Annotated in this window: 8 protein-coding genes; 7 read left to right on the top strand and 1 reads right to left on the bottom strand. The window is 50.8% G+C overall.

What is annotated here, in order from left to right; translation table 11 throughout:
- Positions 1 to 11 precede the first annotated feature (11 nt).
- From K0B01_08910 to rimO, 3 genes are read left to right on the top strand one after another with little or no spacing between them, the layout of a single operon-like run.
- Complete coding sequence (locus K0B01_08910) at positions 12 to 740, top strand: 1-acyl-sn-glycerol-3-phosphate acyltransferase (protein MBW6486252.1); 729 nt, start codon at positions 12 to 14, stop codon at positions 738 to 740.
- Positions 733 to 2,946 (top strand): DNA translocase FtsK 4TM domain-containing protein, encoded by a 2,214-nt coding sequence (locus tag K0B01_08905; protein MBW6486251.1) that lies wholly within the window; start codon positions 733 to 735, stop codon positions 2,944 to 2,946. Before K0B01_08910 ends, K0B01_08905 begins: the two co-directional genes overlap by 8 nt.
- A 38-nt stretch (positions 2,947 to 2,984) precedes the next feature.
- A complete protein-coding gene (rimO, locus tag K0B01_08900; protein MBW6486250.1) occupies positions 2,985 to 4,331 on the top strand; it encodes a 30S ribosomal protein S12 methylthiotransferase RimO in 1,347 nt (448 codons plus the stop codon).
- A gap of 97 nt (positions 4,332 to 4,428) precedes the next feature.
- On the opposite strand, the gene K0B01_08895 is transcribed toward rimO, so the two are convergent.
- Positions 4,429 to 4,644 (bottom strand): acetyl-CoA carboxylase biotin carboxyl carrier protein subunit, encoded by a 216-nt coding sequence (locus tag K0B01_08895; protein MBW6486249.1) that lies wholly within the window; start codon positions 4,642 to 4,644, stop codon positions 4,429 to 4,431.
- Positions 4,645 to 5,227: 583 nt separating this feature from the next.
- Between K0B01_08895 and cimA the strand changes: the two genes are divergently transcribed.
- The 4 genes from cimA to K0B01_08875 form a co-directional block, all read left to right on the top strand.
- Complete coding sequence (cimA, locus tag K0B01_08890; protein MBW6486248.1) at positions 5,228 to 6,853, top strand: citramalate synthase; 1,626 nt, start codon at positions 5,228 to 5,230, stop codon at positions 6,851 to 6,853.
- A 736-nt stretch (positions 6,854 to 7,589) separates the two neighbouring features.
- Positions 7,590 to 11,156, top strand: a complete 3,567-nt coding sequence (locus K0B01_08885) for a DEAD/DEAH box helicase family protein (GenBank protein MBW6486247.1) — start codon at positions 7,590 to 7,592, stop codon at positions 11,154 to 11,156.
- Positions 11,157 to 11,160: 4 nt separating this feature from the next.
- On the top strand, positions 11,161 to 13,860 hold the full coding sequence (locus tag K0B01_08880) for an Eco57I restriction-modification methylase domain-containing protein (protein MBW6486246.1): 2,700 nt from the start codon (positions 11,161 to 11,163) through the stop codon (positions 13,858 to 13,860).
- Between the two features lie 71 nt (positions 13,861 to 13,931).
- Positions 13,932 to 14,880 (top strand): IS701 family transposase (locus K0B01_08875; GenBank protein MBW6486245.1); only part of this gene is annotated, 949 nt, incomplete at its 3' end.

Here is a 14,880-nt window from a genome sequence, read left to right as displayed (position 1 = left end):
ACGGTAAGCTTATGTTTCGATCCGCGATACTTGTAGCATTTTCGGTTATGGTAACTGCCTTCATGGCCGTATCTGCCACTATTTTACCATTTATTTCCCCCGGAGAAGAGAAGGTCCACCTGATTGCCAATATCTGGGCAAGGATGCTGCTTAGGCTCTCGGCCGTCCGGGTTGAGGTGGAAGGGGTGGAGAACGTCTCTTTGGACAAACCACAGATATTTATGTCCAACCACCAGAGCGATTTCGACATCCTGATCGTTTTGGCGCATATCCCTGGACAGTTTCGCTGGATTGCCAAGAAAGAGCTTTTCAAAATTCCCATTTTCGGCAAGGCGATGAGAAATGCCGGCTATATCGAGATTGATCGGCAGCACCACGAAAACGCGATGAAAAGCCTTGACGAGGCGGCAAAAAAGATTCGGGATGGCAAATCGGTGGTCACCTTTCCCGAGGGGACGAGAAGCCGGAACGGTGAGATAAAGAATTTCAAACAGGGGATGTTTTACCTCGCCATCCAGTCGGGCGTGCCCATCGTTCCCATCTCGATTATCGGCGCCAGCGAGATCATGCCGAAGCGGAGTCTTCTGATAAAACCGGGAACAATTAAAATGATTATCGGTAAGCCTGTCAATGTGTCTCCATATAAGATTGAAACACGGGGGAAACTGATTGACCTGGTTCGCGGCATCATAATCAGAAATTTTGAAAAGGGGGCATTGTCGGAGAAAACTGATGAATAGTGACTCTCCATTTTCAAAAAGATGGGCGGAAATAGCCGGGTTGGTCTGCATCGCCTGCGCCCTTTTTCTTTTTATAACCCTCCTTTCCTACTATCCACTCGATCCCTCGCTCCGCCATTTTTACGGCCCGGAGGAGATCGCGGTTCGCAATTGGGCAGGAACCGTCGGCGCTTATGCTGCCGATGCGGCGATCTGGCTGATCGGGTTCGGCATCCTCTGGCTGCCGGTTGCCTTAATGTTTTTCGCCGTCCGCTTCCTGCAAATTCCCCAGTTCAGTATTGGGATTGATGCTGTATCCGCTGTCATTGGCCTCATCTTCGCCACCTCCGGGATCTTGGAAATGACGGCAGGGGACATCTCGTTTTATGGCAATTCCGTGGATACGGGAGGTCTGCTCGGTTCAAGAACATACGAATTGTTTAAGTTATCGCTGCATCCGGCCGGATCGGCGATTCTTTTTTTCCTTGTTTTTCTGGTGGCCCTGATCGTCCTGTTCGACTTTTCTTTTGTCGCTTTTGTGAAGAAGTCGGCAGCTTCGCTTTTGAATCTGAAAAATGCAGGCGCCTTTTTCTTTCTGCTTAAGGGTAAACTATGGGGAGATGGGGAAAAGGCGGCAAGGGCGGATTCGAAAACAGACCCCCGGATTGCCGAGATCAAGAGCGAAAAGATAAAAGAGAAACTGGCCAAGGCTGAACAGACGCATCTTGATTTTACAGCTCCCGGCAAATCAAGCGGGAAATACAAACTGCCGCCGTTAACCCTTCTCGAACAACTGCAAAAGAAAGATACCCGGGTGAAGAAAGAAACCCTGCTGGAAAACTCCCGCTTGCTGGAAAAGAAACTTTTTGACTTCGGGGTTGAGGGAAGGGTGATTGAGGTAAAGCCGGGGCCGGTTGTGACGATGTACGAACTGGAGCCGGCGCCGGGCGTCAAGATAAACAAAATAACCAATCTTTCCGATGATCTGGCGTTGGCGCTGCGTGCCCAGAGCATCAGAATAATTGCTCCCATCCCAGGCAAAGGGGCAATCGGCGTCGAGATTCCCAATCAGGAGAGGAACCCCGTCAGCCTGCGGGATGTACTTGACCACCCGGCTTTTCAGGGCTCCACCTATAAGCTGCCGATCGCTCTCGGCGAGGATATATTGGGAACGCCGGTTATTGCCGATCTGCTTCGCATGCCCCATTTGATGATCGCCGGGACGACCGGTTCCGGAAAAAGCGTCTCGCTCAATGCGATGATCTGCAGCATCCTCTTCAAGGCTTCGCCCGAAGAGGTAAAGTTCATCATGATCGATCCCAAGCGTCTGGAAATGTCCGGCTACGAGGGAATTCCCCATCTGCTCCACCCGGTTGTCGTCGATCCGAAAAAGGCCTCGCTGGTTTTGCGCTGGGCGGTCGAAGAGATGGAGCGCCGCTATCAGGCTATCAGTGAGGTGGGGGCAAAAAGCATAGATACGTACAACCTGATGCAAACGACAAAACAGCCGGCAGCGAAGCCTTCAAACATGGATGCTGAGGGGGAAGGAAAGGGGGCCGAAAAAAAAGATTCCCTTCCCGAGCAGCTTCCCTACATTGTTATTATAATTGATGAACTGGCCGATCTGATGATGGTGGCCCAGCGAAATGTAGAGGAGTCGCTGGCCCGCCTGGCCCAGATGGCGCGGGCTGCGGGCATCCACATTATCCTTGCCACCCAGCGGCCCTCTGTTGACGTGATAACGGGCGTCATCAAGGCCAACTTCCCGACGCGCATCTCCTTCAAGGTATCATCGAAGGTTGATTCCCGCACCATCCTCGATCAGCTCGGCGCCGAAAAGCTGCTTGGCGCCGGGGACATGCTCTTCATCCCGCCGGGAAGCTCCGTGCCGATGAGAATCCACGGCGCCTATGTGTCTGATCAGGAGATTGAGCGGATCGTTGATTTCGTAAAGCAGCAGGGGAAGCCGGCTTATGACGAGTCTCTCGTCGAATTGAAGTCGGTTGAGGCAGAGGAAAAGGCGGAGGGAGAATTCGACGAGAAGTACGACGAGGCGGTGGAACTGGTTACGAAGCAGGGACAGGCGTCGATCTCGCTGGTGCAGCGTTATCTGAAAATCGGCTACAACCGCGCCGCCGGCATCATCGAAAAGATGGAAGCGGAGGGGGTTGTAGGCCCCGCCGACGGCGCGAAACCGCGGAAGGTTTTGGCGAGGAAGCTGCCTTGAGCAAGGGGGCTTCAAATGTGAGGGGTGAGAAGCCAGGCGTGAAGGGAAAAAGGGTTCAGATAATCAGTCTCGGCTGTCCCAAGAACCAGGTGGATTCCGAGGTGATGGCATCTCTCCTGGAAAAAGGCGGGTTCCGGCTGACGGAACGGCGGGAGGATGCCGCCGTCATCCTGATCAACACCTGCGCCTTTATCCTGCCCGCAAAAGAAGAGGCGATCGAGGAAATTCTCTCAGCCGCTCTCTGGAAAAAGGGCGCTGCGGGCAGAAGGATTGTCGTTGCCGGCTGTCTGCCGCAGCGCTACGGAAGCGAGCTTGCGGAGTCGTTGCCCGAGGTTGATCTGTTTCTCGGCATCTCGGATGTTCCCGAGATCGCCCGCCGCCTGAGGATGCTTTTTGCCGGGGAAAAAGGGAAAAACGGCTGCGCCGTTATCGGCAAGCCTACCTTTTTAATGAACGCGGCCCATAAACGAATTATTTCCACTCCGGCGGGGAGCGCCTACCTGAAAATCGCCGAGGGATGTTCAAACAGTTGTTCGTACTGCGTTATTCCGTCCATCCGCGGCAAGGCGCGCAGTCGCGGGATTGACGATCTCGTCCAAGAGGCGGAGGAACTCGCTTCCCAGGGGGTGCGCGAGCTGATCCTGATTGCCCAGGACACCACCGCCTACGGAAGGGATCTGCGGGACAAGACGTCCCTGAGCCGACTGCTTCGCGCGCTTGCCGAAATCGCCGGCATTTCCTGGATACGGCTTCTCTACCTCTACCCGGGCCGGATCACGCCGGAGCTTCTGCGTACTATTGCCGATGAGAAAAAGATCTGTAAATACATTGACATCCCGATACAGCACAGCGATGATTCGATCCTCGCGGCGATGCAGCGCGGGGGCAACAGCGCCCAGCTCCGCAGTGTTATTGCCCGGGCCCGGGAGATTATCCCCGGCGTTGCGCTGCGTACCTCGCTGATCGTCGGATTTCCTGGCGAAACCCCCCGCCGTTTTGAAAATTTGCTCTCGTTCGTCCGGGAAATTCGTTTTGACCATCTGGGCGCCTTTCCCTACTGCCGGGAAGAGGGCAGCAAGGCGGCAGGCCTTCCCGTCCGGATTTCAGAACGTGAGAAGCGGCGGCGGCGGGATATCCTGATGGAAGAACAGGCATTTATCTCGCGGGAGATCAACAGCCGTCTGATCGGCTCCGTGCAGGAGGTTCTTGTGGAAGGGAAAAGCGAGCGGGACGACTTCCCGATGACCGGCAGGTGCCGACGTCAGGCCCCCGAGATTGACGGCATTACCTACCTCAGGGGAGGCAAGGCCAAAATAGGCCAGATCATCCCCTGCCGGATAACCGCCGCTGACGATTACGACCTTTTTGCTGAAATCATTGCCTGAGACGGCCACAAAAAAGGCGCGCAGCCTATTTAAGGCGCGCGCCCTGACGATCAATTTCCGGCAACTGCAATAAATTACCGTCGGATAAATGTCTTCTCTACTCGATGACCATCATGAGCTGGTCCGTATCGACCGAATCATTGGCTTTTACCTTGATTTCCTTGACGGTTCCGCCAACCGGGGCGTAAATCGGATTTTCCATCTTCATTGCCTCGAGAATGATCAGCTCATCGTCTTCATTCACCTGATCTCCAACATTGACAAGAACCTCGAGTATTTTGCCCGGCATCGGGGCCTTTACTTCTTCACTCATTGACTTACCTCCATGTTAAAATTATTTTCGAGTTATTACGAATATCTTGCGTCGCATATCCACTGCAATCTAAACTTCTCCAGCGCTCTGAGAATGTTTTCCCGAGTACTCGAATATTTAATTCTTATACGCACTCATCGCTCAAGTCAAGGCGAAAATCATATCGGCGTCAAACCTGCACTGCTTCCAACAGAGGATTGCCCGCAGGGATGATATTGACGAAGAAGCCGTCATTACAGGCATTTCGGAAAAAGAAAAAATCTTGAGCAGCAGTGAAATGAGCCGGTTTGAGGTCTGCGCAAAATTACATTGACAAAGACGCCCAGAGGTTATAAAGAGACGCCCGCTATGAATAATCCATTCACCATTCAGACAACGGTACCGGCGATCGCCGCCGTGATTGCCGGAAAAATGGCCGCCCTTCTTCGGGAAGGCATAATTAGGCCCCCCACATAGGGGGTCTGACGGCGATGTAGTTTTATAGCAAGAACAAATTGAAACTTAATGCGATCCGTTATCAGGCCTCGGGCTGGTAACGGATTTTTTTATCCGGGGATTTTCTCAAAGGGGGAGGCAAACAGTCATGGCAACAGCAGAAATGTTGCTCTACGATACAACATTGAGGGATGGAACCCAGGGAGAGCAGATCAACTTCACGGCCGAAGAAAAATTGCGCATTGCCCAACGTCTGGACGCTAATGGCTTTCACTATATCGAAGGGGGTTGGCCCGGCTCAAATCCGAAGGACATGCGTTTTTTTGAACTGGCAAAAGGGGTTGAATTCAAGCAGACCAGGCTTGTCGCCTTCGGCAGTACGCGCAAACCTGCCAGCAAACCGGAAGATTGCCCCAATCTGCAGGCGCTTCTGGCCGCAGCAACGCCCACGGTAACGATTTTCGGCAAGTCATGGGATCTGCATGTGAAGGAGATTTTGCAGACATCCCTTGCGGAAAACATTGCCATGGTCCGCGACTCCATCATTTTTCTTAAATCCGTGGGAAAGGAAACGATTTTCGACGCCGAGCATTTCTTCGACGGCTATAAAAATAATCCCCGGTACGCCTTGCAGGTTATCGAGGCGGCTGCCGCAGCGGGCGCTGACATGATCGTTCTGTGCGACACCAATGGCGGCGCCATGCCCCAGGAAATAACGGAAATAATTCACTCTGTGGGCGAAGTGATTCCTTCGGAGCGGCTGGGCATTCATGCCCATAACGACAGCGGCGTGGCTGTAGCCAATTCGCTGGCTGCAGTTTTATGCGGCGTAAGGATGGTGCAGGGAACGGTGAACGGTTTCGGCGAACGGTGCGGCAACGCAAACCTGATTACCATTATTTCCAACTTGCAGCTCAAAATGGGCAAACAGTGCATGACGGAGGAGCAGCTTCGCCAATTGTCCAAGTTGGCCCATTATGTCAGCGACTTGGCAAATATCCCTCCCGTTCCTTACAGCCCCTACGTCGGGCGCAGCGCCTTCGCCCACAAGGGGGGTGTCCACGTGAGCGCTGTCGTGAAAAATGCCAGCGCCTATGAGCACATCAAGCCGGAGCTGGTAGGCAACCATCAGCGAGTTCTGGTTTCCGATCTGGCCGGAAAAAGCAATATCGAATACAAGGCGCGGGAGATGGGCATCGATCTGGGAACCGACGAGCTGACGAGTCGGAGGATCGTGACGGAAGTAAAAAGGATGGAAGATGAGGGATATCGGTTTGATGCAGCCGAAGGATCGCTTTCGCTGCTGATAAAAAAGGCAACCGGGGAATTCAAGGCGCCCTTTGCGCTCGAAAGTTTTCAGGTCATCAACTCCAAGACGAAGGAGGCGCCCTCCCAGTGTCACGCCACCGTCAAGATAACGGTCGGCGCTGAAGAAGAGCTGACGGCGGCGGAAGGCAACGGCCCCATCAACGCCCTCGACCACGCCTTAAGGAAGGCATTGACAAAATTTTACCCTCAGATTGCCGAGATGCATCTGGTGGATTTCAAGGTAAGGATTATCGAGAGCAGCGAAGGCACCGGCGCCAAGGTAAGGGTTTTGCTGGATTCCCGTGATGGCCATGATCTCTGGAGCACGATCGGCGTCTCAACCAATGTAATCGATGCCAGTTGGCATGCCCTGGTGGACAGCATCCAATACAAATTGAGCAAGGACAAGCTGAACAAACATAATCCGACCAGCAAAAAAGCTCGTAAAAGCCAGAAGCTGGCGTGAAATGTTGATTGCCGGGTGGTTGTGAATATGTCCGGATATCTTTCCTATGGTGAGCGGATGAATGAAATCATAAATGAAGGGGACACTGTCCATATAATGACAGTGGGCTGTTGAGGGTAGTTTCATACGCAGTCTGGATGACTGCAAAAAACAGCAAGGCAAAGTCAAACCTTTGGAATCTTGAGCTCTTTGCTTCTGTGGGATGATGCTCCGTCCACCGCCATGACGATGAACTGATCTGGGTGTCAATAAAATATCAACCTTGAAAAAATGCTTGCTTCCTGGTTGTGATAACCAATCGCTTTCCATACGGTGTTCTATACAGCATTGAGTCCGATCGCATCTACATCCTTGCGGTCATGCATCTTCATCGGCACCCGGACTACTGGAAGTCCAGACGATAGATATGAAGAACCAGCGGAAATAGAGATTATTCATCTACATGCTTAATTTTTTAGCGGAGATTGTTTTTTCATGGAGCAGGCCGGAGCGTTGAAGTAAGGACAACTTCCTGAAAGTGTGGACAAGCTGGATTAAGCGGGACTGCAAGACTTCAAATACAAGCCGACGATTTAAACCAAACATATAATTCAATGACTTCCGTTTGAAAAGTGTGATGCTTTGAGGGCCTATTTTACCTTCGTATAGAATCAGATTGTTTATGCTCATGCAGTCATTGTTTGACGTATTTTGAATAGTATGCAATACCGCTTAACAATAGGAGTTGAATTAAAACATGGCTATTCCATCCATAATAGACAATTCCACTGAAAACGTTCTGCTGAAGACAATTCTCAGCGATTTACTGCAATCCGGTACGTACAAACGTTTCTCTGTTGCAACTGGTTATTGGGATCTTCCGGCCATGCGGGAAGTACTCCCAGCGCTCAAGGACTTTTTATCTCAACGGATGTTCAATGAAATACGCCTCTTGATTGGCGAAGAGCCGAAAATTCGCGTCGGCCAGCTTGATTCCGCTTTCCCTGAAAAATACCTCAACGCTGATCTTTCAGAACTTCCCTTCTCTCAAGAATATCGTGAAGTCGTCAGCTTCATGATCGAGGCACTACAGAAGGGTACACTCAAGGTCAAACTCTACAAGGGCGATTTTCTTCATGCCAAGTGCTACATCGTCGGTGCCGAAAATGAAAATGCCATTGGAATTATAGGCAGTTCCAACTTCACCCGCGCCGGTCTCATGGGCAATACCGAGTTGAACGCAGTTGAGGATGACCACCGGATTGTCAACTTCCGTCCTACGGCCCAATGTCAGAACCCAAGTCATTTTAGTTGGTTTGAAAAGATGTGGAATGATCCGGCCAGCATTGACTGGAATGAGCGCTTTACCTTGGAGGTGCTGGGACTTAGTAAATTTGGAGATATAAGCTATTCCCCATATGAGATGTATATCCGCATCTTGTATGAGATATATGGTGACGACATCGAAATTGAAGAAACGCTGAAACATGAGGAACGATTTGAGAGCCGGACGGACCTGACACTTTTTCAGGAGGAGAGTTACCGCAAGGTCAAATCACGTTTGGATAATCCCAAGATCGGAATGTGCCTTGTGGGCGACAGCGTTGGGTTGGGAAAATCTTATATAGCGCGGCGGGTTATTGAGGAGTATGGCTATTTTCAGCGCAAGAATGTTGTCGTTGTTTGTCCCGCCTCACTACGTGACGACTGGAAACAACACCTTGAAGAGATCACGGTCAATGCTCCGGTCTTTTCCATTACTGAATTCGGCAACGAACATAGCCTGGAAGGTGTCCGTAATGAACTTAAACGACGCAAAGAGGCATCCAAGGCAGCAAGCGCCATTGACCTCTTGGTAATTGATGAAAGCCACAATCTGAAAACCCAAGGCAGCCAGTCATTTCAGAACCTCCAGGAAACCATCACCAGTCCTGACTTCTGTAGCGCTGTTCCCCGTGTTTTGCTGCTAACCGCAACCCCGGTCAACAATGGCATCAAAGACTTGGCTAACCAAATAATCCTTTCCAAAGGCGGCAACGGACAATTCTTCTCACACTTCGGCATTCAGGACTTGGAGTCGTTCTTCGGCAACATACAGCGTCAGTTCAGCGCCAACGGCAGGGATGAAACTTTCGCTGACCTTTATCCCATTCTGCATAAGATCATGGTCAAACGCACCAAACACCAAGTCAAGAAAGATTTCCCCGATGCGACGATAAACGACGGCCAGCCGATTAAATTTCCGGAAGAGCGCCTTGAGAGCATCCTCTATGAGCTGGACGGAAAGGAGATCAGGAAAACCATATACAAACGTCTTGCAAATCTTGCCGATGAAAATCCATCTCTCTATGCGGCATTTACCGAAGAACGAGACCAGACTGATGAAGAGCGGCAGGAACAAGAGGGAATTCTGGACTTCTTCAATTTTGCTAAGGCAACGGCAAGGCAGAGCAAAAAGGCGGTCGAGTTCGAGTCGATCTTCCATTTTATCGATCGAGCCATCAATGGTCTCAAACTGATCCCCTATAGCTATCTTTCAGAAAAGAAGCAGCGTACTTCCGATGAAGAGCTTCAGGCACGCGCCCGTGGAAGCCTGACTGGAGTCATGAAGGTCACGATGTTCAAGTCTTTCGATTCATCTATCCATACTTTCCGACAAAGGATCGAGCGCTACTCAGACTATCTTGCAACCTTTGAAACCATCTTCTTCGATCAGTCGCGCATTGTACGCCCGGAAATCATTCAGAAGGCGTTGACACGCCATGATGAACAGCCTGATGACGACATCATGGATCTTATCGAAGAAGAGGTTGCGCACTTCACTGACCGGGAACTGCGGAAGCAGGCGCGTGACGCCGCCTACCCAATAAAAACGCCCTACGCTTCCATCCGTCACGATGATTATTGGATAGATCGGGTTAGGACATTCATCCTGCAGGATAAAGAGATTATCGCCCTGATTCTTGAAATACTGGCAGAGATCAGACAGGACAGTAAACTGGAGACCCTGAAACAGTTATTGCGCGGCGAGCTCAAGGGAAGCAAAGTTCTCATCTTCTCCTATTTTGCCACCACCATCGATTACCTCAAACAGCAGATTGGCGATGCATTCCTGACTGAACTCGGTATCAATCGGGAACAGATTGCATTTCTGAAAAGCCGAAATGGAGAGTACAAACAGGAGTATGTGCGCCGTTTTTCTCCTGTTGCCCAGCAGCAGATGGTTATAAATGGCATGGTCAATGACAAACCTGAATTGAAGCTGCTCTTCTCCACCGACGTGTTGAGCGAGGGGCAAAACCTTCAGGATTGCGGCGTTATTATCAACTATGACCTGCACTGGAATCCAGTCAAGATGATCCAGCGCAACGGCAGAATCAGCCGCCTCGGTTCAACCTTTGACGAGGTTTTCATCAAAAACTTCCGCCCCGAAGCCCAGCTTGACAAGTTCCTGAGGTTGATGAAGAAACTTCAAGAGAAGATACGGATCATTGGCGGCAGCGTGGGGATAGACAGCAGCGTTCTTGGTGAACAGATCAGTGACCGCCAGTTCGGACTTATGGAAGATATTTACTCCGGCGATACAAACAGGCAGCGAAGCGCCACCGAAGAACTGGAGCGGCGGAACGACTTGGCTTTTGATGAAGTGTTCGAGAATGATCTGCGTGATTTTATGCGTAGCGCTTCCGACGTGGAGCGGGAGCGCTTGCGTTCCATGAACTTCAACAAATGGTGCGGCATCCCGACGGTAGCCGGGAAAGATAAGCTGCTGGTGTTCAATATCGGTGAAGGTGAGTTTGATTACCTGACGCACGATGGCGCAAAAATTGGCCGTGCGGACAACCAGCTTACAGCTTTACGACGTATCCGCTCTTTTGATAGGCGACGGCAGACAGAACGGATCGGTTTTACCGAAAAGCAGGCCTTGATCCGGCAGGCTGAGGAGCTTTTTGCGTCTGAAAGATCAGTTCAGGAAACCATGGATGGCGGCGACTTTGGAGAGTTTTTGGGCGTAAGAAAAGGTGGCGGCGCAAACCCCATCGTACAGGCAAAGACCGACCTTTTGCGCCTGTTGTCAGAGAATGCAGAACGCTACTCTCAAGACAACATACGACGTATGCAACGTCTGCTCACCGGTCGCAACCTGTCGGTGGATAACCGTCTGCGGGCTTATTTGCGACGAAACGATAACCGGGTGTCGCTTGATTTTCTGGACTCGCTGGCTATACAATCGGTTCACTTGGTCAAGCAACTCGAACCGCACAATGCGCCTGATCCGGTTATATGGTTCGGGTATTATTCCGCTGAATCAACAATGAGATAACCTGATGATACGGCAGTACGTCAAACCGGTCGCGAAACTGGACTACAATACATTGTGCGAATCCCTGATCCGCACTTTCGGCATGACCGAGACGGTCAAATGGGACAGCTCCCTTTCAACCGCTCAGCAACAACAGCTTTTCGGCGGAGAACTTCTCCGCATCGTGGCAGATCATCCTACCCTGGCTCAACAGCACGACATCCGTGCCCTCTGCTGGCCCAAAGGGACTGTATCCCAACTGCTTTTTCTCTTTGTCCGGCTAAGTGACGACCGCCTCCCCAAAGCGCAGATAGAGCGGATTACGCGCCGTTTTGTGGGCGGCTTGGAGGCCGAGCGTTACACCGTCTGGTTTTTCGGCAATCCGTCACAAACCATGCTTAAGGTTGTACTGGCCGGCCGCGAAGGTAAAAAGACAGTCTGCAAGACTCTGACGCTGGAGGCAGGGCAGTGGTACAAGACCTACGACTTCATCCTGGATACGGTTGCCAAACAAAACGCCATGCCTGCCCAGAGGGATATGTTCGCTGTCGGCGAGCCTTCCCTGCTTTGGAAGGCCCTCTGGCAAGCCTTTGATATCTCGATCGTTAACAAGAACTTCTACCTTGACATCAAAGTTGCCTTTGATTCACTGATAACGGCGCTTTCCAAATGCAAGGGGATTCTGACCAGACCGGAACAACGCGCCCAGTTTGCAGTCCGCCTGCTGGGTCGGCTCATATTCTGCTGGTTTCTGAAGAAAAAGGGGATTGTAGGGAGCGATGCCCTTTCCAGCGCCACGGTTACAACCTGCGCCAATTTCTACCACGAGCTTCTGGAACCGCTCTTTTTCGATGTTTTCAACACCCCGCAAAATGCCCGTAAGGCAGGCCTGCCAGCCTGTATTGCCGGGTTGCGTTTCCTGAACGGCGGCCTGTTCGAGCCACAAACTGATGATTGCCGGGGTAACTTTCAACTGCTGATCCCCAATGACTGGTTTGCAGGATTCTTCGGTGATACCCTGGAGCGCTATAATTTCACAGTGGATGAAAACTCGTCGGCAAATTCCGAAATAGCCATTGACCCGGAGATGCTCGGGCGGATATTTGAAAACCTGCTGGCCGAACAGAATCCACAAACCGGCGCATCGGCCCGCAAACAGACCGGTTCTTTCTACACCCCCCGCCCGATCGTGGATTATATGGTTGAGGAAAGCCTGATCGCGTATTTGGGGAGTGGGTGTGCAGACTTTGTTCACACCGGCGAGCTGCCCACCGATCTGAAATCACAACCATCAGATTTGCTAAACAAGCTGAATAGCCTGAGGACCATCGACGTTGCCGCCGGTTCCGGCGCCTTCCCCATGGGGATGCTGCAAAAGATCGTCATGCTCAAACAGGCGCTTAATCCCAAAGCGTCCCTCTATGACCTGAAGCTGAAAACCATTGAAAATAGCATCTACGGCGTGGACATTCAGCCGATGGCGATCGAGCTTTCACGGCTGCGCTGCTGGCTGTCGCTGATCGTGGATGAAGAGCCGGACAAGGTGCAGCCGCTCCCCAATCTGGATTTCAAGTTTGTGTGCGCCGATTCACTGATAGACTTGGGTTACCAGACATTACAGGAGCAGTGCGAAAAGCGGTATGGTTTCCTTTTTCTTCAGGAGTTTGATGATAAAATAAATGAGTTGAAGCGTATCAGGCATGGCTATTTTGATACAACGCACAACCATAATCGTAAACAACAGTTGAAGCAGGAATTTCTGAAAGTCCAGGATGAAATATTCAGGATTTCACTTGATCTGGTGAAACAGAAGCTGATCAGCCCGGAGTTTGCCAATCGAATCACTGGCTGGAACCCTTTTGATGACAGCAAAGCGGCGCCGTTTTTCAGCCCTGCATGGATGTTTGGCGTTGAAGATGGATTTGATATTTCAATAGGAAATCCGCCGTATGTAAGGGCGGATGCGGGAGAAGAACATCTTGCCCAGCGGAAGCGAATTATCGAATCGAAGCAATATGTAACACTGTGGGAAAAATGGGATCTCTTCATTCCGTTCATAGAGCTTGGGTATAAAATTCTGAAGCCGAACGGCGTCACCACCATGATAGTTTCCGATGCCTATTGCCATTCCAAATATGCCCAGAAATCACAGGAGTGGTTCCTGCGCAACAGCCGCGTGATGCGCTTGGACTTCTTGAGCAAGATCAAGGTGTTCGATGCAGGAGTACATAACATTGTTTATTTCTTTCAGAAGACGGACGGTACAACCAACAAACCTGAGCGATGTGTGCATGAGATTGAATTTGGGAAGATAAAGAAACTGCCGACTGATGAGCAGCAAAATCTATCAATTCGAGCGTTTTTTCCGGACGATATAGAACAAGAAAACTATACGGTTAAAACGGTTACTCTAAATAAGATTTGTTACATTAGCTATGGACTTCGTCCAAATAGTGATGAAAACGACGCCAAAGGAGAATTTGTCACTGCAGATGTTGTTTCGTTACAAAAGGATTGTATTCATTGCAAGGCATATGTGGAAGGGAAGCATCTTGCAAGATGGCTTCCTGTTCTCAACGTATGGATCGAATGGGGAACAAATCGTGCTCCAGCTAAATTCTGTCGCCCAACATTTCCCGAACTTCATGAAACGCCTGAAAAACTTTTGGCCCAGAAGAACTCAGGGCCTGATCCTCTTGCGGTTTATCCCTACAACGATACATAACTAAATAAACAGTTGACAAATATGCCTGACTCTGTTACTTGTTTTTCAAAAACATGAACAGGAGGTGGGCCATGATTCCGGAAGATCGAGTTTATGATGGTAGCTTTCCCATACCGAAACTGTTGATCGATAAAGAGGATATAAGCGGTTTTATGAAAGAATTTAAGGGCTTCCACTCCCAGTTTGCCGATTGTTTTTCCCGTGAGGAGCCGCGGGAGAACTTTTATCATTACATGGCAGGCCAAATGAGCCAACTGGAAAGGAAATCGATTGAGCCAATTGCCCTGAATGTGGAGAGCGCCAAAGTACGGGCGATGCAACACTTTTTGAGTGATATCGTCTGGGAAGAGGAGCTCATTCTTTCCAAGTACCACGGCATGGTAGCAGAAGATCTGGGGGATGCCGAGGGGGTGCTTCTTTTTGACGAATCGGGCTTTGTAAAAAAAGGGAATGATTCCGTCGGGGTTTCCCGGCAGTACTGTGGCAGCGTTGGAAAAGTGGAGAACAGCCAGGTCGGCGTTTATGCGGCCTACGCCTCTCGCCACGGGTATTGTTTTTTGGATAACCGCCTGTTTATCCCTGAGAAGTGGTTCGGCGATGATTACGCCGAGCGCAGGAAGAAGTGCCGACTTTCCGACGAGGTTTCTTTCAAGACGAAGCCTCAGTTGGCGGTGGAGATGCTGGAGAAAATTGTCGCCGCAGGAGTGATTCCCTTTCGATACGTGGCGGCGGATTCGATTTACGGGAACAGCCCGGAGTTTCTGCATGCTGTGGAAAAGGTTCCCGGAGTGGCGTACATCGTGGCTCTTCCCCGTGACACCCTCTGCTGGCTGCATGACCCAGCGATCATGGAGAAGTCTTACCGATACGGTGGAGAAAAGAAGACAAAACAAATCCTTTCGGAAACCGAGAAAAAACCCCTCACCTTCGAGAAGATCGCCAAGGGAACGAACGACTACTTCTGGTATCATCGTATGGTCTCCGAAGGAGCAAAGGGACCGATAACCTATGAGTTTATGA

The sequence above is a fragment of the Syntrophobacterales bacterium genome (genome assembly GCA_019429105.1).
Taxonomy (GTDB): Bacteria; Desulfobacterota; Syntrophia; order Syntrophales; family UBA5619; genus DYTH01.
This window is presented reverse-complemented; position numbering and strand designations above follow the sequence as displayed.